This window comes from Mycobacterium paraense, assembly GCF_002101815.1.
Classification (GTDB): domain Bacteria; phylum Actinomycetota; class Actinomycetes; order Mycobacteriales; family Mycobacteriaceae; genus Mycobacterium; species Mycobacterium paraense.
In genome coordinates, this window is sequence record NZ_LQPM01000009.1 from 98,470 (window position 1) to 117,892 (window position 19,423).

Below are 19,423 nucleotides of genomic sequence, written 5' to 3' on the forward strand. Positions count from 1 at the left end.
TCCCAGCCCTGTCTCAGGAGGTTGCGACTGACGCATGGAAACCGTGGGGGTGTTGGTGTTCGGCGACCGGCGGCTGCCCGGGCCGCTGACCGGCCTGCCGGTGCACCCGGCCGACATCGACGCCGCGATCGGGCCGTACCGGCGCCTGGCGGTCGTCGGCGCCGACGCGGACCTGGCCGCGGTGCTGACCGGATTGCTGCGCGCCGACCGGCTCGACGTCGAGGTGGCCTACGTGCCGCCCCGCCGCACCCGCGCCACCCGGATCTACCGCCTGCCGGCCGGACGGCGCGCGGCGCGGCGCGCCCTGAGCGGCGCGGCGCACCGGGTGACCCTGGTCCGCGACGAGACCGGATCGGCGGTCGTCGGGCGGGCCGGCTGGCTGCCCGCGGACGGCGGGCGGCTCCTGCGCGGCGAGGCGGTCGTCGACGACACCACCCTGTTCGACGGCGAGGTCGCCGCCGTGCGCGTCGAGCCGACGCTGGCCCTGCCGGGCCTGCGGGCCTCGCTGCCGGGCGGACCCTGGCGCCGGTGGGTCGCCGGCCGCGCGGCCCAGCTGGGCAGCACCGGCGTCACCGTCGTGCGCGACGGCGTCGCGGCGCCACGCCCGGCGCGCCGGTCGACGTTCTACCGCAACGTCGAAGGTTGGCTGCTGGTCCGGTAGCAACCTCGGGGCGGCAGCGTCAGCAGGCGCCCGGCCGGCTGGGCGGCGGCGTGAAACCGCTGGGCCAGACGGTGCCGTCGCCGTAGAGAACGTCGGTCAGGTTCGCGCCACCGAGGTCGGCGCCCGAGAGATTGGCGTCGCACAGGTTCGCCTTGGTGAGGTCGGCATTCGCCAGATGCGCCCCGCGCAGGTCCGTTCCGCTCAGTCCGGCACGCCACAAGTGCGCATAGGACAGCCGGGCGCCGCGGAGTTTGGAGCCGACGATCAGGGCGTCATCCAGTGTCGCGCCGTACAAATACACGTTCTCGAGTCGCGCCAGGCCCAAGTTGGCACCGCGCAAGTCGGAGGAATTCATGCTGACGTCGGAGTAATCCGCCGCCGTTTCGGCCAGAAAGCTGGCACCCCGCAGGCACGTGTGCGAAAAATCTACCGATTCATTCGCCGCATCGTGGCTCCGATCGCGCCGGCCCACCACGTAGATCACCGTTTGAATGTCCTCGCTGGGACGGGGGTCGGTCGTAGCGGCAGCGGTCAGGGCGGTCCGGGCCCCCAGCGGGGTCGGTGAATTGGCAACCGCCGCAAGCGGATTCGAATCGGCACACGCACCCGTGCCGACTGCCGCATGGCCGCGGACAAAGGATGTCAGGACGTTGTAGACGTCCTGGTGTTCGGTCGGCGTGTCCGTCGCAAGCGTGTCCAACGCGTAAATCCCGCCGAGTCGTACGTCGAGGTTGTCCGATCCGAGGTGCTCGATCGCCTTGCTGTAGCGATCGCTCGCCTGCTGGCGCGTGTTGGCTTGCAGCGTCTGCTCCGAGAGCTGCACGGTCTGCTTCGAGACCTTGAAGGTTCCATAGGCGACGACGGCCGTACCGATCGCCACGACGGACGTGGCGACAGCCCCGACCGACTTCCACCCCGGCCAGGAAAAAACTGTTATCAGCACCCGAATGACGCGTTCCCGCCTTGACGATGCGCGGCGGGTGAGACCAAGGCCGTCACCGGGCAGGCCGTTGACTTTTGGGGCGGGAAGCGGCGGTGCGCCCTGCCTAACCGATGTCATGGCGTTGAGCGTCGCTCACCCCCTCGCCTGCACGCATGAGTAGTCGAGTACTCCAATGTCTCGATAACGGACGGCGGCCCGCGCGTCCGGTAGTTTCGACCGGTGAGCTTCCCCGGCCGGCAACACGAATCGGTGCGGCCCAGCCCGATTTTCTTGGGCCTGGTCGCGCTGACGGCGGCCGGCGGCGTGCTGGCCTGGCTGGCCGGATCGAGCGTGCGGCCGCTGTCCTACGCCGGGGTCTTCACCTTCGTGATCGCGGGCTGGCTGGTGTCGCTGTGCCTGCACGAGTTCGGGCACGCGGTGACCGCCTGGCGCTTCGGCGACCACGATGTCGCCGTCCGCGGCTACCTGACGCTGGATCCGCGGCGGTACAGCCACCCCGCGCTGTCGCTCGTGCTGCCGATGGTGGTCATCCTGCTGGGCGGCATCGGCCTGCCGGGCGCCGCGGTGTACGTGCGGACCTGGTTCATGACCCCGGCCCGCCGCAGCATGGTCAGCCTGGCGGGCCCGGCGGCCAACCTGGTGCTGGCCGTGCTGCTGCTGGCGCTGACCCGCCTGTTTTACGACCCGGCCCACGCGGTCCTGTGGGCGGGCGTGGCGTTCCTGGGCTTCCTTCAGCTGACCGCGGTGTTGCTTAACCTGCTGCCCGTTCCGGGCCTCGACGGCTACGACGCGCTGGAACCGCATCTGAGCCCGGAGACGCAGCGCGCGCTGGCCCCGGCCAAGCAGTGGGGCTTCTTCGTCCTGATCTTCCTGCTGCTGGCGGCCAGCCCGTGGTTCTTCCGCGTGGTGCTCTGGCTGTTCGATTTCTCCGGCGTGCCGCACTGGCTGGTGTCCGCCGGCAACCAGCTGACCCGTTTCTGGAGCGGCTGGGTCTGACGTTTGCCATATATGCGCCATTGCGCATATATTGCTGGGCTATGGGCGCCGGCCACAACCACACCCCCGCCGAGGGCGACTTGTCCCGGATGATTCCGCGCATGGTCGTCGCGGCGGCGATCCTGGCGGCGTTCTTCGTCATCGAGTTGACCACCTCGCTGCTGATCAATTCGATCGCACTGCTGGCCGACGCGGGACACATGCTGACCGACGTCGTCGCGGTGTTCATGGGGCTGGCCGCGGTGACCCTGGCCCGCCGCGGCAGCTCGTCGCCCGCGCGCACGTATGGGTGGCACCGGGCGGAGGTGTTCACCGCGGTCGCCAACGCGGGGCTGCTGATCGGCGTGGCCCTGTTCATCCTGTGGGAGGCGATCCAGCGGCTCAAGGAAACCCCGTCGATCCCCGGCGTGCCGATGATCGTCGTCGCGCTGCTCGGCCTGCTGGCCAACCTGGTGGTCGCGCTGCTGCTGCGGTCGCACGCGCAAGGCAGCCTGGCGGTCAGGGGCGCCTACATGGAGGTGGTGGCCGACAGCGTCGGCAGCCTCGGCGTGCTGATCGCCGGCGTGGTCACGGTGACGACGCGCTGGCCGTACGCCGACGTGGTGGTCGCCGTGCTGGTCGCGCTGTGGGTGGCCCCCCGCGCCATCTCGCTGGCCCGCGACGCGCTGCGCATCCTGTCCGAGGCCTCGCCGGCCCACATCGACGTCGAGGAGTTGCGCAGCGCGCTCGGCGCCGTCGACGGCGTCACCGAGGTGCACGACCTGCACGTGTGGACGCTCTCGCCCGGCAAGGACATGTGCACCGCGCACCTGACCAGCGACGCCGACTCCGCCCGCGTGCTGCAGGACGCGCGCGCGGTGCTGTCGGCGCGCGGGCTGGACCACGCGACCGTGCAGATCGAGTGCCCGGGCGGCGCCGACTCGTGCTCGGAAAGCTCCGAGAGTTACTGAAGCCCCAGCGCGGCGCGGGCCGAGGGGTCGCAGTCGTCGAGCAGGTCCAGGCAGCGCTGGTATTCGTCGGTCTCGCCGATGGTGTCGGCCGCCTTCGCCAGTGCCGCGACGCAACGCAGGAAGCCCCGGTTGGGCTCGTGCGCGTACGGCACCGGCCCGAAGCCCTTCCAGCCGTTGCGCCGCAGCTGGTCCAGGCCGCGGTGGTAGCCGGTGCGGGCGTAGGCGTAGGCGGTGACGGCCTTGTCTTCCGCCAGCGCCTCCTCGGCCAGCGCCGCCCAGGCCACCGACGCCGACGGGTGCGCGGCGGCGACGGAGCTCGGGCTTTCGTTGGCCAGCAGCTCCGCCTCGGCGTCGCTATCGCCGGGCAGCAGGATCGGATCGGGTCCGAGAAGATCTCCCATCGACGTCATGGTGTCTATTTTGCCGTCCCCCCGGTGCGGGTCGCTAAGCTCCTTGCATGTCCAATCCACCCGAACCCGACCGCGGCGGCGCGCCGAGGCGGCCGGGCGGCGAAGCGCCCGGCGGCGAGGGCGCCGAGGGCCAGCCGATGGTGCCCGACGATCCCGAGACCGAGACGGTGGTGATCAACAAATCCGATCGGGGCGGCGACCCCGACGCGGATCCGGACGGGGCGCAACGCGAACGTCGTTTCACCGCACCGGGATTCGACGCGAAGGAGACCCAGGTCATCGCGACTTCCGCCGAGCCCGCCACGGAGGTGTTCGCCTCGCCGCCGGCGGGCCAACCCGCGCCGGCGCAGCAGGGAGTTCCCCCGAAAGCCGCTGTGCCGCAATCCATCCCGCCCCGGCTTGGGGCAAAGCTGCGCACGACGCGGCAATTCAACTGGGGCTGGGTGCTGGCGCTGGTTGTGGTGGTGCTGGCGCTGGCGGCGATCGCGATCCTGGGCACCGTGCTGCTGACCCGCGGCAAGCACTCGAAAGTCTCTGAGGAAGACCAGGTTCGGCACACCATCCAGCAGTACGACGTCGCGGTGCAGCGCGGCGACCTGACCGCGCTGCGCACCATGACGTGCGGGAACGCCCGCGACGGATACGTCGACTACGACGAACACGCCTGGCAGGAGACCTACCAGCGGGTGTCGGCGGCCAAGCAGTATCCGGTGATCGCCAGCATCGACCAGGTCGTCGTCAACGGCCAGCACGCCGAGGCGAACATCACCACGTTCATGGCCTACGACCCGTCGCTGCGCTCGACGCGCAGCCTCGACCTGCAATACCGCGACGACCACTGGAAGATCTGCCAGTCCCCCAGCGGCTAGCGGGCGCCGAGTGACTTCCCGGCGCAGTGCAGGTCGTTGCAGGCCTCCAGGACGCGCTCGCTCATGCCGGCCTCGGCCATCTTGAGGTACGTGCGCGGGTCGTAGGCCTTCTTGACGCCCACCTCGCCGTCGACCTTGAGCACGCCGTCGTAGTTGGTGAACATGTGGCCGGCGATCGGGCGGGTGAACGCGTACTGGGTGTCGGTGTCGACGTTCATCTTGACCACGCCGTAGCGCAGCGCCTCCTCGATCTCCGACTTCAGCGAGCCCGAGCCGCCGTGGAACACGAAGTCGAACGGCTTGGATCCCTCGGGCAGGTCCAGCTTGGCCGACGCCACCCGCTGCCCCTGCGCGAGGATGTCGGGGCGCAGCTTGACGTTGCCGGGCTTGTAGACGCCGTGCACGTTGCCGAACGTCGCGGCCAGCAGGTACCTGCCGTGCTCGCCGTGGCCCAGCGCGTCGATCGTCTTCTCGAAGTCCTCGGGCGTGGTGTAGAGCTTGTCGTTGATCTCGTTGGCGACGCCGTCCTCCTCGCCGCCCACCACGCCGATCTCGATCTCCAGGACGATCTTCGCCGCCGCCGCCTGCTTGAGCAGCTCCTGCGCGATGTCCAGGTTCTCTTCGATCGGCACCGCCGAGCCGTCCCACATGTGGGACTGGAACAGCGGATCGCCGCCCGCGCTCACGCGCGCCGCCGAGATCGCCAGCAGCGGGCGCACGTAGCTGTCGAGCTTGTCCTTGGGGCAGTGGTCGGTGTGCAGCGCGACGTTGATCGGGTATTTGGCCGCGACGACGCGGGCGAACTCCGCCAGCGCGACGGCGCCGGTCACCATGTCCTTGACCCCGAGGCCGGACGCGAACTCCGCACCGCCGGTGGAGAATTGGATGATGCCGTCGCTGCCGGCGTCGGCGAAGCCTTTGATCGCCGCGTTGAGGGTTTCCGAGGACGTGCAGTTGATGGCCGGGAAGGCGTAGGAGTTCTCCTTGGCCCGGCCCAGCATCTCGGCGTAGATCTCGGGGGTTGCGATGGGCATGGGCTCCTCCTGGCGGCTGGGCCCATCCAGTATCGCAACAAAGGTATGTTGAAGCATCGTGAGCACCACCGTGACGGCCCTGCCGGACATCCTCGACCCGATGTACTGGCTGGGCGCCAATGGCGTCTTCGGATCGGCGGTGCTGCCCGGCATCCTGGTCATCGTCTTCATCGAGACCGGGCTGCTGTTTCCACTGCTCCCCGGCGAATCGCTGCTGTTCACCGGCGGGCTGCTGGCCGCGCACCCCAACCCGCCCGCGAGCATCTGGGTGCTGGCGCCGTCCGTCGCGGCGGTCGCGATCCTGGGCGACCAGACCGGGTACTTCATCGGGCGGCGGATCGGTCCGGCGCTGTTCAAGAAGGAGGACTCCCGCTTCTTCAAGAAGCACTACGTCACGGAGTCACACGCGTTCTTCGAGAAGTACGGGCCCTGGGCGATCATCCTCGCGCGGTTCGCCCCGTTCGTGCGGACGTTCGTCCCGCCGGTGGCCGGGGTGTCCTACATGCGCTACCCGGTGTTCCTCGGGTTCGACATCGTCGGCGGCATCCTCTGGGGCGGCGGTGTGACGCTTGCGGGCTACTTCCTGGGCACGGTCCCGTTCGTGCACCAGAACCTGGAAAAGATCATCCTGGGCATCCTGTTCGTCTCGCTGATCCCCGCGTTCATCGCCGCCTGGCGCGCCTACCGGGGGCGCCGCCGCGGGGCCGGCCAGGAGACCGACTCAGGACACTCGGCTTCTGCGGTACGCAACGAAAGCGTCTAGCAGCTCCGGCCTGTCGAGCGAGCTCTGCTGCACGGCCTGATCCGGCGCGGCCCCGAGCAGGATCCGCTTGATCGGGATCTCCAGCCGCTTGCCGGTCAGCGTCCGCGGGATGCCCGGAACGTCCAGGATGTCGTCGGGCACGTGGCGCGGCGAGGCATGCCGGCGGATCTCGCCGACGATTTTGGACCGCAGCGCCTCGTCGAGTTCCGCGCCGTCCGCCAGGTGCACGAAGAGCGGCATCCAGTAGCCGCCGTCGTCCTGCTCGACGCCGACGACCAGGCAGTCGGTCACCTCCGGCATCCGTTCGACGGCCGTGTAGATCTCCGCGCTGCCCATCCGCACGCCCATCCGGTTCAGGGTGGCGTCCGAACGGCCGTGCACCACAACCGATCCCCGGTCGCTGATGGTGATCCAGTCCCCGTGGCACCACACGCCCGGGTACTTGTCGAAGTAGGCGCCGCGGTAGCGGCTGCCGTCGTCGTCGTTCCAGAAGAACACCGGCATCGACGGCATCGGCTTGGTCAGCACCAGCTCGCCCTCTTCACCGATGACGGGGTTCCCCTCGCCCTGCCAGGCCTCGATGGCCGCGCCCAGGCAGATGCAGGACAGCTCGCCGGCCACCACCGGCAGGATCGAGCAGCCGCCGATGAAGGCGGTGCACACGTCGGTGCCGCCGCTCATCGAGATCACCGGGACCGGCCGGCCAAGTCCCTCCTGGACCCAACGGAATCCGGACGCCGGCAGCGGTGACCCGGTTGATCCCACCGCGCGCACGTTCTCCAGCGGGTACGACTCGCCCGGCCTCAATTCCTTTTTGGCGCAGGCCAACAGGTATCCGGCGCCGGCCCCGAGGAATGTGACGCCGGCGTCGGCGGCGACCCGCCACAGCCCGTCGGTGCCCGGATGCGTCGGGCTGCCGTCGTAGAGCACGATGGTGGCGTCGGCCAGCAGGCCGGACACCAGGAAGTTCCACATCATCCAGCTGGTCGACGAGTACCACAGGAAGCGGTCGCCGGGCTTGAGCTCGAGTTGCAGGTTCAGGTACTTGAGGTGCTCGAGCACCACGCCGCCGTGACCGTGCACGATGCCCTTGGGCTTGCCGGTGGTGCCCGACGAGAACATCACCCACAGCGGGTGGGCGAACGGGACCGGCGTGATGTCCAGGGCGGCATCGTTTTCGATCGCCGCGGCCCACGGCACGGTGTCGGCGTCGACGTCGAGCCCGAGCCGCGGCACCACCACGGTGGCCTTCAGCGTCGGCATCGCCTGCCGGATCGTCGCCAGCTCGGCGCGCCGGTCGATGCGCTTGCCGGCGTACACCGAGCCGTCGGTGGCCACCAGCACGGCCGGCTCGACCTGGCCGAGCCGCGCGATGACGCCGTCCACCGACACGTCCTGGTTGCACACCCCCCAGATCGCGCCGACGGCGGCCGTGGCCAGGGCGGCGACGACGGCCTCGCCGACGTTGGGCAGGTACCCGACGACGGCGTCGCCGGGCCTGACGCCGAGGCCGCGCAGGTAGGCCGCGAACGCCGCCGTCTCCCGCTGCAGCCTCGCCCAGGACCACTCGGTGGATCCGTCCTCACCGACGACGATCATCGCGGGGCGCTCGTCGGTGGCGTGCCGGAATATCTCGGTGGCGTAGTTGAGCGTGGCGCTGGGGAACCACTCGGCGCCGGGCATGGACCGCGCGCCCAGCACAGCGCGGGGCGGACTGTCCGCCCGGATGTCGAAGTAGGCCCAGACGGCGTCCCAGAACCAGTCGATGTCGTCCACCGACTTTGCCCACAGGCTTTGGTAGTCGCGGTACTCGCCGCGGCCGGTCTCGGCCAGCCAGGCCATGAAGCGGGTGAGGTTGGCGCCGGCAAGCGTTGCCTCGTCGGGGATCCAGCCGCCGCTCAGTTCGCTCATGTCTCGCTCACCGCGGTGACGTTACAGGCGGCCTCCATCAGCATCCACCCCGATAGCTGAACCGACAGATCCCGCTCGGCGATCTCCGACGCATTGACCGCGCCCCCGACGAACTGCGCCTCTTCGCCACCCGCCTTGGGCAGCTCGGCGTCGCGGTCCCAGAACGCGCCGAACAGCGGCAGCCCGTCCACCGTCTGCCGGTAGTCCCAGGCCGACTTCGCCGACGACAGCACGATGGTGCGGGCGGTGTCGCGGGCCACGGCGTCGTCGGCGGAGTCGCCCGGCAAGCCGGTGGCGACCAGCGCGAGGTAGCGGGCGGTGATGCCGCCGAACAGGCCGCCGTCGCCGCCGCCGGCGCCGCGCAGCACGCCCGACGGCGCCATCTGCTCGCCGACCGCCGCCACCAGCCGATGCACCCGGGCCTGATGCCGGGCCCTGGCCTCGGCGCCGGTGCGCGCGGCGAGCTCGGTCTCGAGCCCCAGCACGACGCCCTGGCAGTAGGTGTACTGCGCGCGCACCAGCGAGCCGGCCTTGATGCCGTCGAACACCAGGTGCGTCTCCGGGTCGATCAGGGTGCGGTCGATCCAGTCGCTCATCTGGTCGGCCCGCTGCAGGTGTTCGCCGTAGCGGGCGAGGAAGATGCCCGCGGGGCCGTTGGCCGGGGCGTTGAAGAACTTGTCCTGCTTGCGCCACGGGATGCCGCCGCCGTCCGCGGGCGCCCACGCGTCGACGAACTGGTCGGCCAGCTTGGGCAGCGCGCGGTGGCGCTCGACGCCGGCCAGCCGGGCCGCGCGTTCCAGCGCCAAGGCCAGCCACGCCATGTCGTCGTAATAGCTGTTGGTCCAGCGGAAGTTGTTGCGCAGCCGGTGCGAGCGGACCTGGCGGTTGATCATCGCGTGCCGGTGCGGTTGGGGGTCGCGCAGCTGCGCGTCGACCAGGCAATCCAGCAGGTGCGCCTGCCACCAGTAGTGCCAGGTGCCGAACAGCCGGTCTTTGCGGGTCGGCGGCCAGGCCACCACGCCCAGCTGGGTGCCCGGCAGCGCCCACAGCCGCTTCAGGTGTCGCTGCGCGACAGCGGCTTCCGAGCTGGCCGCCCGGTTGGCCCATAGCTGATCCATACCTGTCGATCCTGCCCTAGCGCGGTGTCCGTCGAGTGTGCGGTCTGGGCGTTGTGTGTGCGCTCAGGGTGAGAAATTCGCAGAAATCTCGCCGCCACCGCACACACGACGCCGCAGGCGCACACTCGGCACCGGAGCATGCTGGAGTCCATGGGAGATTTGACCGTCAATGGGCGGCGGCACGAGGTCGATGCCGAGGACGACACACCGCTGCTGTACGTGCTGCGCAATCACCTGGGCTTGAAGGGCACCCGGTTCGGCTGCGGGGTGGGGCTGTGCGGCGCGTGTTTCGTGCTCGCCGACGGCCGCCCCGTGTACTCCTGCGACACCCCGCTGTGGTCGGTGGCCGGCAAGTCGATCCGCACCGTGGAGGGCCTGGGCGACGACGGGCGACCGCACCCGGTGGCGCGCGCCATCGTCGCCGGGCAGGCGGCGCAATGCGGCTACTGCATGTCGGGGATCGTGGTGGCGGCCGCGGCGCTGCTGGCCGACAACCCCGACCCGACGGAGGACGAGGTGCGCGCCGCGCTGGACGCCAACCTGTGCCGGTGCGGCTCGCACAATCGGGTGGTCGCGGCGGTGCTGCGCGCCGGGGCCGAACTGCGGGGGTCCACGAATGCCTGACCTGCCGGAGTCGCTTGCGGCCAATCCCATTCTGGGCGAATGGGTTCGGATCGGCCCGGACGGCGTCATCGAGGTGCGCTCGGGCAAGGTCGAGCTGGGCCAGGGCGTGTTGACGGCGCTGGCGCAGATCGCCGCCGAGGAGCTCGACGTGGGCGTCGGGCGGGTGCGGATGATCGCCGCGTCGACCGATCGCAGCCCCGACGAGGGCTTCACCGCCGGCAGCCGGTCGATCCAGCAGTCCGGGGCGGCGCTGCGCCAGGCGTGCGCCGAGGCCCGGGCGATCTACCTGGACGCGGCGGCGGCCAAGCTCTCCGTCGCCCCCGACGAGTTGGACGTCGCCGACGGCGAGTTCAGCGGCCCGCACGGCCTGGCCACCAGCTATTGGGAGCTCGCGGACGATTCGCTGTTGGACCGGGCCGCCACCGGGGAGGCGACCCCGAAGCCCGAGTCGGACTACGCCGTCGTCGGCACCGACGTCGCGCGGCTGGACCTGCCCGACAAGCTGACCGGGCGGCCGCGCTACCTGCACGACCTCGTAATGGACGGGCAACTGTACGGCCGCGTGGTGCGCCCGCCGTCGCGCGGCGCCCGGCTGCGGGAGGTCAACACCGAGGCGACCCTGGCGCTGCCCGGGGTGGTCACCGTCGTGCGTGACGGGGAGTTCCTGGGCGTGATCGCCGAACGGGAGGAGGTCGCGGTGCGCGCGGCCGAGCGGCTGCGCGGCGACGCGACCTGGGACGAGCGGCCGACGCTGCCCGACGAGGGCGACCTGCCCGGGTTTCTCCTGTCGGCGGCGGCCGAGACGTCGCTGCTGGCGTCCAAAGGGGCCGCGGTGCCGGTTCATTCGACGCGGTCGCATTCGGCCCGCTACCACCGGCCGTACCTGGCGCACGCCTCGATCGGGCCGTCGGCCGCGGCGGCGCTCGCGCATCCCGACGGTCGGCTGGAGGTCTGGTCGCACAGCCAGGGCGTGCACGTGCTGCGGCGCGAACTGGCCGCGGCGCTGGGCCTGCCGGTCGATGCGGTGGTGGTGCGCCACGTCGAGGGGGCCGGTTGCTACGGGCACAACGGCGCCGACGACGCCGCCATGGACGCCGCGGTGCTGGCCCGGGCGGTGTCCGGGCGGCCGGTGCACCTGGTCTGGTCGCGCGCGGACGAATTGGCTTGGGCGCCTTTCGGTCCCGCCGCGGTGGTCGAGATCGCCGCCGAGTGCGGCGACGACGGCGCCGTCGTCGACTGGCGCCACGAGATCTGGAGCGGCAGCTACATGGGCCGGCCCGGCACGACGCCGACGCCGGCGTTCCTGGCGGCCAGCGAGCGCGCCGGTGGCGAGCCGCTCCGCGCCGGCGGCGAGCCGCCGGTCGAGTGGGGCGGCGGCACCGGCCGCAATTCGGTTCCGGGCTACGACTTTCCGTCCTATCGGGTGATCAACCATCTGCTGAACGAGATGCCGCTGCGCACCTCGGCGCTGCGTTCGCTGGGGGCGTTCATCAATGTCTTTGCGGCGGAGTCGTTCCTCGACGAGCTGGCGGTGGCCGCGGGCCGCGACCCGCTCGAGTTCCGGTTGGCGCAGCTGCGCGACGAGCGCGGGCGCGCGGTGCTGCGGGCGGCGGCGGAGCGGGCCGGCTGGTCGGGGCGGGCGCGGCGGGAATCCGTCGGGCACGGCATCGGGTATGCGCGCTACAAGAATTCGGCCGCCTACTGCGCGGTAGTCGCCGACGTGGAGGCCGTCGAGCAGGTGCGGGTGCGCCGGCTGGTGATCGCGGTGGACGCCGGGCTGGTGATCAACCCCGACGGCGCGGCCAACCAGATCGAGGGCGGCGCGATCCAGGCCACCAGCTGGACGCTCAAGGAGCGGGTCCGCTTCGACGGCTTCAACGTCACCAGCGACACCTGGGAGACCTATCCGATCCTGCGGTTCTCCGAGGTGCCCGCGGTCGACGTCGAATTCGTTGCCGGACAAGGCAATCCCCCGCTGGGAATCGGCGAGTGCGCCCAGGGCCCGACGGCGGCCGCGATTGCCAACGCCGTGTACGACGCGCTGGGTGTGCGGGTGCGCTCGCTGCCGCTGACGCCCGAGCAGCTCATCGCGACGATGGACTAGCCAATGCGTGCAGCAATTCGCGCAACCCGCTGAGTGAGTGCGCGGGCAGGAACAGGTCGCAATAGGGCAGGGCCGCGGCCATCGAACCGGCCAGCGGCCGAAAATCGCCTTGCGCCGCACGGGGATTGAGCCACACCAGCGTCGCGGCGCGGCGCCGCAGCCTCGCCATCGCGTGGGCGAGCACGTCGGGCGGGTCGGCGTCCCAGCCGTCGGAGGCGATGATCACCACCGCGCCGCGAAGAGCGTTGCCGTTGGGTGGGGCCAGCAGGGCGCCGAGGCTGCGGCCGATGAACGTGCCGCCGTAGCGGTCGGTGACCTTCGCGTTGGCTTTCTGCAGCGCCACCTCGGCCGAGCGGTGCGACAGCACCGGCGTGAGCCGGGTCAGCGACGTCGAGAACGCGAAGACCTCCGGCCGCAGGCCGTGCCGGCGCAGCGCGGCGGCACGCATGAGATGCAGGTACACCGCGGCGTACGGCTGCATCGAGCGGCTCACGTCGCAGGCCAGGACCACCCGGCGGGGCCGGCGGCGGGGCCGGGTGCGCGCCAATTTCACTGATTCCCAGCCGGTTTCGCGCGAGGCGTTCATCGTGGCGCGCAGGTCGATGCGTTTGCCGCCCGCGCTGGGCTCGAACCGCATGCTGCGGCGCCGCGGCCAGCGCGCGACGCTGGCCTCCAGCCAGGAGCCGAGCAGGCGCAGGTCTTGCGCGTCGAAACGGTCGAACGGCTCGTCGGCGCGGGCGGCGATCCGGCCGGGCAGCAGGTCGGGCAGCAGCACGCTCGTTTCCGCGGACGCGTCGCGGACGGCGGACGCGCGGGTGGCCCAGGGCAGTCGTTGGGCGCCGGCGCTCGGCGGGGCTCCCGCGGGGCGCACCGTGCCGGCCGCCGGCGTCGTGGGGCCGGGCACGGGAAGGACCGGTTCGGGGCCCCGGGCGGCGTCGGCCGGGGCCGCGCCGAACGCCGCCTCGAAAACCGCGTCGAAGGCGGCGAGGTCGTCCATCCTGTTCACCAGGGTGAGCCGCGCCGCCCAATACAGCGCCGACGTCGTGTCCGGCACCAGCAGCCGCAGCGCCTGCACGAAGCCGGCCTGGCCGTCGGCGGACACCTGCACCCCCGCGCCGCGCAGGCGCGCCACCAGGGCGGCCGCGAACGCCGCCAGGTCGACGCCCCGCAACAGCAGTGGGGTGCTCACGGGGCTAACGCCTCCGGCGCAACACCCAGATCAGCACCAGCACGGCGAGCACCGCGGCCGCCGCCGCGCCGTACTTCTTGAGCTGGTCGCCGCCGGCCAGGTCGAGCAGGTCGATGGGTTCGGGCTCCGGGGCCGCGTGCCGCGGCGCGGATTCGGTCGTTGCCGGGCCGGCGGGGCTCGCCGCGGCCGGCGCGTTCTTGGCCGCAAGCTCGGCCTCGAGCGATTCGACGAACTGGCCCAGCAGCTTCTCCGAAACCTGTTGCAGCATGCCGCTGCCGAACTGGGCCAGCTTGCCGACGATTTTCAGGTCGGTGTCGACGGTGACGCTGGTGCGGTCCCCGTCCGACTTCAGCTGGGCGGTGACCGTGGCGGCCGCGTTGCCGGTGCCCCGCGACTCCTTGCCCTTGCCGTCGATGACCGCGCGATACTGCTCGCGGTCCAGCTCGACGAAGTGCACCTTGCCGCTGAACTCGCTGGTCACCGGCCCCACTTTGACCTTGACCTTGCCGAGGTAGTCGTCGCCCTCGTGGCCGGTCAGCTGGGCTCCGGGCATCAGCGGGATCACCTGCTCCAGGTCGCACAGCACGTCCCAGGCCTGATCGATGGGCGCGCTGACGGTGAACTGGTTGGCGATCTTCATGCGGCGGGTCCTCTCAGGTGCGGCTGTATTCGGCGAACGCGTCGCGAATCAGAGTACGGTCGTCCGGAGTCTTGGCCAGAGCCCCCAGGCTGGTGACGGCATTCTGGTCGACGAGATCGGCGACGCCCAGCGATACCAGCGCGGCGACCCAGTCGATCGTCTCGGCGACGCCGGGCGGCTTGTCCAGGTCGAGGTCGCGGACGCGGCCGATGAACTGCGTCGCGTGCTCGATCAGCGGCGCCGTCGCGCCGGGCACGGTCCGGCGGACGATCGCGGCGGCCCGTGCGGGCTCCGGATAATCGATCCAGTGGTACAGGCAGCGGCGGCGCAGCGCGTCGTGCAGGTCGCGGCTGCGATTGGAGGTCAGCACCGCGATCGGCGGGCGCTCGGCGACGAAGGTGCCCAGCTCGGGGACGGTCACGGCGGATTCCCCGAGGAATTCCAGCAGCAGCGCCTCGAATTCGTCGTCGGCGCGGTCGATTTCGTCGATCAGCAGCACCGGAGGGGCCGGGCCGCGGTGCCGCACGCAGCGCAGGATGGGCCGGTCGACGAGGTATTGCTCGGTGTAGAGGTCCGCCTCCTCGATGCCCCTGCCGCCGGCCTCGGCCAGCCTGATCGACAACAGCTGGCGCTGGTAGTTCCAGTCGTAGAGCGCCTCGCTGGCGGTCAGCCCCTCGTAGCACTGCAGCCGCACCAGCTCGGTGTCCAGCACCGCCGCAAGGGTTTTCGCGGCCGTGGTCTTGCCGACGCCGGGCTCCCCTTCCAGCAGCAGCGGGCGACCGAGCGTGACCGCCAGGTAGATCGCCGCGGCGGTTCCCGCGTCGAGCAGGTAGTCCTGGGCGTCGAAGCGGGCGACGACGTCGTCGACATCGGTGAAAGGGGCTGAGCACATCAGGACTTCACCAGCCGGCGGTAGTCGTCCCAGGTGTCGACGTCGAGCGGGATCCGGCCGTCGACGGCGAGCTCGCGGACGTGGCACCGGCCCGACTCCGCGATCTTCCACACCGCCTTGTCGCCGTGCAGCTCGCGGAGTTCCCCGAACACGCTGCGGCCCAACCAGAACGGATGCCCGATGCCGTCGGCGTAGCGGCACACCGCGATCTCGGCGCCCGGCCCCTCGTCGAGCAATCGCCGCAGCGTGGCCGTCTGTACGCCGGGCTGATCGCCGAGCATCAGCACGATCCCGTCGGCCCGCGGATCAACCACGTCCAGCGCGGCCCGCAGCGAGGCCGCGCACCCGGTTGCCGGATCCTCGACGCCCACCACGTCGGTCCCGTCGAGGCACACCGCGGCGCGCACCTGCTGGGCCGCGCCGCCGAGGGTGACGATGAGCTGGTCGAACCCTGCGCCGCGGGCCACCCCGAGGGTGGCGCCCAACAGGGTCGTATCCCGGTATGGCAGCAGCTGTTTGGGGGTTCCGAGCCGGCGCGAACGGCCGGCCGCCAGCACGACACCGGTGACGGTCATGCGCCAGCTTTCCCGGCGGCGAACGCCGCGCGGCAGCCGGGGCCGCAGAACCAGTAATCCGCGCCGGACACCCGCAGGTGCTCGGTGTCGGGCCCGATCGTCACCGTCATGCCGCACACCGGATCGACCGCCCCGCACGTCTCGATCGGCGTCGCGACCGCGCGGCACAGGCCGCCGTCGCGGATGCCGGCGACCAGCTCGGCCGCGATCGAGACCGCGATCTCCGCCGGCGTCTTGGCCCCAATGGCCAGTCCGACCGGGGTGTGCACCCGGGCCTGCTCGTCGTCGGAGAGGTCGAGTTGGCCGAGGACGGCGGCGCCGCGCACCCTGCTGGCCACCAGCCCGACGTACCCGACGCCGTGATCCAGTGCCGCGCGGATGATTTCGGCCTCCGGGCCGCCGTGGCTGGCGATCACCACCGCGGTGGCCGCGCCGACGTCGGTGCCGCGGCGGACGTCGTAGCCGAGTACTCCGCACAGCTGGGCCAGCGCCTCGGCGATCGGGGTGGCCCCGTGGATCTCGATCAGCGGCGCCGGCAGTTGCGGGGTCAAGAAGATCTCCAGCGATCCGCCGGACAGGCACGGGTTGACGACGACGCAGGCGCCGGGCGCCTCGGGAAAATGCACGTCGCCGTCGGGCAGCACCCGCAGCAACACGCTCTCGCCCGCCTGCAGCGCGCCCAGCGCCGCCTTGCGGACGGAGTTCTGGGCGCACTGGCCACCGACGAAGCCCTCGATGGTGCCGTCCGCCAACAGGATTGCCTCGTCGCCCGGGTAGGACGAGGTCGGCGGCTGGGCGCGCACCACGGTTGCGTGCACGAAGGGCGTCCGTGCCGCCAACAGCTGCTGTGCGCGCTCACTGATCCTCATCTAGATCGGCGGCCTCGCTCTGCCCTGCATCGCCTCCCAGACCCGCGACGGCGTCAGCGGCATGTCGGCGTGCCGAACCCCGAACGGCGCCAACGCATCCACCACCGCGTTCACCACCGCAGGAGGTGAGCCCACGGTCGCCGACTCGCCGATGCCCTTGGCGCCGATCGGGTGATGCGGCGACGGCGTCAGCGTGTGACCGGTCTCCAGGTGCGGCACCTCCATCGCGGTCGGGATCAGGTAATCCATCAGCGACCCGCCCAGGCAGTTGCCGTCGGAGTCGAACGCGATCATCTCCATCAACGCCATCCCGATGCCGTCGACGATGCCGCCGTGCACCTGGCCCTCGATGATCATCGGGTTGATCCGCGTGCCGCAGTCGTCGACGGCCAGGAAGCGTCGGACCTTGACCACCGCGGTGCCCGGATCCACGTCCACCACACAGAAATACGCGCCGTAGGGATAGGTGAGGTTCGACGGGTTGTAGCAGACCTCGGCGTCCAGCCCGCCCTCGATGCCCTCGGGCAGGTCGCCGGCCCCGTGCGCGCGCATCGCGATGTCCTGGATCGTCACCGACGCCGACGGGTCGCCCTTGACGTGGAAGGTGCCCTTCTCCCACTCCAGGTCGGCGACCGAGGCCTCGAGCATGCCCGAGGCGATGATCTTCGCCTTGTCGCGCACCTTGCGCGCCACCAGCGCCGCCGCCCCACCCGAGACGGGGGTGGACCGGCTCCCGTAGGTGCCCAGCCCGAACGGCGTCTGGTCGGTGTCGCCGTGTACCACCTCGATGTCGTCGGGCGGGATGCCCAGCTCCTCGGCGACGATCTGCGCGAACGTCGTCTCATGCCCCTGACCCTGGCTCTGAACCGACAGCCGCACAACGGCTTTGCCCGTCGGGTGCACGCGCAGCTCGCAGCCGTCGGCCATGCCGAGGCCCAGGATGTCCATGTCCTTGCGCGGGCCGGCGCCGACGGCCTCGGTGAAGAAGGCCATGCCGATGCCCATCAGCTCACCCCGCTCGCGCTTCGCGGCCTGCTCGGCTCGCAGCGCGTCGTAGCCGATCATGTCCATGGCCTTGCGCATGGTGGTCTCGTAGTCACCCGAGTCGTAGGTCCAGCCGGTCTTGCTCTGGTACGGGAACTGCTCCGGCCGCAACAGGTTTCGCAGCCGCAGCTCGGCCGGGTCCATCTTGAGCTCGAAGGCCAGGCAGTCGACCAGCCGCTCGACGAAGTACACCGCCTCGGTGATCCGGAACGAGCACGCGTAGGCCACCCCGCCGGGCGCCTTGTTGGTGTACACGGCGGTCATGTGACAGTAGGCGGCTTCGAGGTCGTAGCTGCCGGTGAACACGCCGAAGAAGCCGGCCGGATATTTCGTCGGCGCCGCCTGGCCGTTGAACGCGCCGTGGTCGGCGAGCACGTTGGACCGGATCGCCAGGATCTTGCCGTCGTTGGTCGCGGCGATCTCGCCGACCATGATGTAGTCGCGGGCGAAGCTGGTGGACGTCAGGTTCTCGCTGCGGTCCTCCATCCACTTCACCGGCTTGCCCAGCAGCAGCGAGCCGACGATCGCGCACACGTAGCCGGGATAGATCGGCACCTTGTTGCCGAAGCCGCCGCCGATGTCCGGCGAGATCACCCGGATCTTGTGCTCGGGCAGGCCGGCGACCAACGCGTACAGCGTGCGGTGGGCGTGCGGCGCCTGCGAGGTGGTCCACAGCGTGAGCTTGCCGGTCACCGGGTCCAAATCGGCCACCGCGCCGCAGGTTTCCATCGGCGCGGGGTGCACCCGGGGGTAGACGATCTCCTGCTTGACGACGACGTCGGCGCGCGCGAACGCCGCCTCGGTGGCGGCCGCGTCGCCGGTCTCCCAGTCGAAGATGTGGTTGTCGGTCTTGCCGTCCAGGTCGGTGCGGATCACCGGCGCGGACGGCTCGAGCGCCTTGCGCACGTCGACGACGGGATCCAGCGGGTCGTAGTCGACGTCGATCAGCTCCAGCGCGTCGCGGGCCGAATACCGGTCCTCGGCGACGACGAACGCCACCTCCTGGCCCTGGAAGCGCACCTTGTCGGTGGCCAGCACGGCCTGCACGTCGTTGGACAGCGTCGGCATCCACGCCAGGCCCTTCTCGGCCAGGTCGGCGCCCGTCACCACCGCCTTGACCTTCGGATGCGCAAGGGCCGCAGTCACTTCGATGCCGGCGATGCGGGCGTGCGCGTACGGCGAGCGCAGGATGGCCAGGTGCAGCATGCCCGGCAGCGCCACGTCGTCGACGTAGGTGCCGCGGCCGCGGATGAAGCGCGGGTCTTCCTTACGGAGCATCCGGCCGTGGCCGCACGGCTTTTGGTCGTTGTCGGCCGTGTCTTCGGGCGAGGGCGGGCGCGACTCGATGGTGGTCATGACGTCACCTCGCTCGTGCTGTGCTGCGCCGCCCACTGGATGGACCGCACGATGGTCGTGTATCCCGTGCACCGGCAGATCTGCCCGGAGATCGCCTCGCGGATGGTGTCCTCGTCGGGATGGGGGTCGCGGTCGAGCAGGGCACGGGCGGTGATCATCATCCCCGGTGTGCAGAAGCCGCACTGCAGCCCGTGGCAGCGCATGAACCCTTCCTGCACGGGGTCCAGCTGACCGTTGACCGCGAGCCCTTCGACGGTCCGGACGCTGTGCCCCGACGCCATCACGGCCAGCATCGTGCACGACTTCACCGGCACGCCGTCCACGTCGACCACGCACGTCCCGCAGTTGCTGGTGTCGCAGCCCCAGTGTGTTCCGGTGAGCCGCAACTGATCCCGCAGGAAGTGCACCAGCAGCGTCCGGGGCTCGACCTCGGCGGTGACCTGCTCGCCGTTGACGGTCATAGTGACCTGCATGA

18 protein-coding genes and 1 pseudogene are annotated in these 19,423 nt (G+C 70.9%); 7 read left to right on the top strand and 12 right to left on the bottom strand.

Going from position 1 to position 19,423, the window contains the following annotated elements; translation table 11 throughout:
- The first annotated feature begins 34 nt into the window (after window positions 1-34).
- Window positions 35-661 carry a peptidase M50 gene (locus AWB89_RS08675; protein ID WP_085172864.1) on the top strand — a complete coding sequence of 209 codons (627 nt, stop codon included), beginning with the start codon at window positions 35-37 and terminating at the stop codon, window positions 659-661.
- A 19-nt stretch (window positions 662-680) separates the two neighbouring features.
- Here AWB89_RS08675 and AWB89_RS08680 read toward each other — a convergent pair whose 3' ends face one another.
- Window positions 681-1,721, bottom strand: a complete 1,041-nt coding sequence (locus AWB89_RS08680) for a pentapeptide repeat-containing protein (RefSeq protein WP_085172866.1) — start codon at window positions 1,719-1,721, stop codon at window positions 681-683.
- A 102-nt stretch (window positions 1,722-1,823) separates the two neighbouring features.
- Between AWB89_RS08680 and AWB89_RS08685 the strand changes: the two genes are divergently transcribed.
- Together AWB89_RS08685 and AWB89_RS08690 are read left to right on the top strand one after the other, a co-directional pair.
- The gene (locus AWB89_RS08685; RefSeq protein ID WP_085172868.1) at window positions 1,824-2,600 is read left to right on the top strand and encodes a site-2 protease family protein; all 777 of its coding nucleotides are present in this window, start codon (window positions 1,824-1,826) and stop codon (window positions 2,598-2,600) included.
- 41 nt (window positions 2,601-2,641) lie between these two features.
- Entirely contained in the window at window positions 2,642-3,550 is a 909-nt protein-coding gene (locus AWB89_RS08690; RefSeq protein WP_085172870.1) for a cation diffusion facilitator family transporter, read from the top strand.
- Here the strand turns inward: AWB89_RS08690 and AWB89_RS08695 are convergent.
- Window positions 3,544-3,960, bottom strand: coding sequence for a DUF3151 domain-containing protein (locus AWB89_RS08695; RefSeq protein ID WP_085172872.1), 417 nt, complete (start codon window positions 3,958-3,960; stop codon window positions 3,544-3,546). The genes AWB89_RS08690 and AWB89_RS08695 overlap by 7 nt on opposite strands.
- 47 nt (window positions 3,961-4,007) lie before the next feature.
- Between AWB89_RS08695 and AWB89_RS08700 the strand changes: the two genes are divergently transcribed.
- Window positions 4,008-4,829 (top strand): Rv0361 family membrane protein, encoded by an 822-nt coding sequence (locus tag AWB89_RS08700; protein WP_085172874.1) that lies wholly within the window; start codon window positions 4,008-4,010, stop codon window positions 4,827-4,829.
- Here AWB89_RS08700 and fbaA read toward each other — a convergent pair.
- Complete coding sequence (fbaA, locus tag AWB89_RS08705) at window positions 4,826-5,863, bottom strand: class II fructose-bisphosphate aldolase (protein WP_085093046.1); 1,038 nt, start codon at window positions 5,861-5,863, stop codon at window positions 4,826-4,828. The two genes, AWB89_RS08700 and fbaA, sit on opposite strands and share 4 nt — an antisense overlap.
- Window positions 5,864-5,921: 58 nt before the next feature.
- Between fbaA and AWB89_RS08710 the strand changes: the two genes are divergently transcribed.
- Complete coding sequence (locus AWB89_RS08710; protein WP_085093048.1) at window positions 5,922-6,626, top strand: DedA family protein; 705 nt, start codon at window positions 5,922-5,924, stop codon at window positions 6,624-6,626.
- Here the strand turns inward: AWB89_RS08710 and AWB89_RS08715 are convergent.
- Both AWB89_RS08715 and AWB89_RS08720 read right to left on the bottom strand, forming a co-directional pair.
- Window positions 6,585-8,537 carry an acetoacetate--CoA ligase gene (locus tag AWB89_RS08715; RefSeq protein WP_085172876.1) on the bottom strand — a complete coding sequence of 651 codons (1,953 nt, stop codon included), beginning with the start codon at window positions 8,535-8,537 and terminating at the stop codon, window positions 6,585-6,587. The genes AWB89_RS08710 and AWB89_RS08715 overlap by 42 nt on opposite strands.
- Entirely contained in the window at window positions 8,534-9,655 is a 1,122-nt protein-coding gene (locus AWB89_RS08720; RefSeq protein ID WP_085172877.1) for a glycoside hydrolase family 76 protein, read from the bottom strand. The genes AWB89_RS08715 and AWB89_RS08720 overlap by 4 nt, the downstream gene beginning before the upstream one ends.
- Before the next feature lie 150 nt (window positions 9,656-9,805).
- Between AWB89_RS08720 and AWB89_RS08725 the strand changes: the two genes are divergently transcribed.
- Window positions 9,806-10,279 (top strand): (2Fe-2S)-binding protein, encoded by a 474-nt coding sequence (locus tag AWB89_RS08725; protein ID WP_085093130.1) that lies wholly within the window; start codon window positions 9,806-9,808, stop codon window positions 10,277-10,279.
- Window positions 10,272-12,383 (top strand): xanthine dehydrogenase family protein molybdopterin-binding subunit, encoded by a 2,112-nt coding sequence (locus AWB89_RS08730; RefSeq protein WP_085172879.1) that lies wholly within the window; start codon window positions 10,272-10,274, stop codon window positions 12,381-12,383. The genes AWB89_RS08725 and AWB89_RS08730 overlap by 8 nt, the downstream gene beginning before the upstream one ends.
- Here the strand turns inward: AWB89_RS08730 and AWB89_RS08735 are convergent.
- From AWB89_RS08735 to AWB89_RS08765, 7 genes and pseudogenes are all read right to left on the bottom strand, one after another.
- A complete protein-coding gene (locus AWB89_RS08735; protein WP_085172881.1) occupies window positions 12,364-13,572 on the bottom strand; it encodes a vWA domain-containing protein in 1,209 nt (402 codons plus the stop codon). The two genes, AWB89_RS08730 and AWB89_RS08735, sit on opposite strands and share 20 nt — an antisense overlap.
- Window positions 13,573-13,576: 4 nt before the next feature.
- Complete coding sequence (locus tag AWB89_RS08740; protein WP_085172883.1) at window positions 13,577-14,212, bottom strand: SRPBCC family protein; 636 nt, start codon at window positions 14,210-14,212, stop codon at window positions 13,577-13,579.
- A gap of 13 nt (window positions 14,213-14,225) precedes the next feature.
- A complete protein-coding gene (locus AWB89_RS08745; RefSeq protein WP_085172885.1) occupies window positions 14,226-15,104 on the bottom strand; it encodes an AAA family ATPase in 879 nt (292 codons plus the stop codon).
- Window positions 15,104-15,679 carry a nucleotidyltransferase family protein gene (locus AWB89_RS08750; protein ID WP_085172887.1) on the bottom strand — a complete coding sequence of 192 codons (576 nt, stop codon included), beginning with the start codon at window positions 15,677-15,679 and terminating at the stop codon, window positions 15,104-15,106. Before AWB89_RS08750 ends, AWB89_RS08745 begins: the two co-directional genes overlap by 1 nt.
- A 126-nt stretch (window positions 15,680-15,805) precedes the next feature.
- Window positions 15,806-16,548 (bottom strand): annotated as a pseudogene (locus AWB89_RS08755) (XdhC family protein); the annotation flags it as partial.
- The gene (locus tag AWB89_RS08760; protein WP_085172891.1) at window positions 16,549-18,948 is read right to left on the bottom strand and encodes an aerobic carbon-monoxide dehydrogenase large subunit; all 2,400 of its coding nucleotides are present in this window, start codon (window positions 18,946-18,948) and stop codon (window positions 16,549-16,551) included. It lies immediately after the preceding pseudogene.
- Window positions 18,945-19,421, bottom strand: a complete 477-nt coding sequence (locus tag AWB89_RS08765; protein WP_085172893.1) for a (2Fe-2S)-binding protein — start codon at window positions 19,419-19,421, stop codon at window positions 18,945-18,947. The genes AWB89_RS08760 and AWB89_RS08765 overlap by 4 nt, the downstream gene beginning before the upstream one ends.
- Window positions 19,422-19,423: the final 2 nt, after the last annotated feature.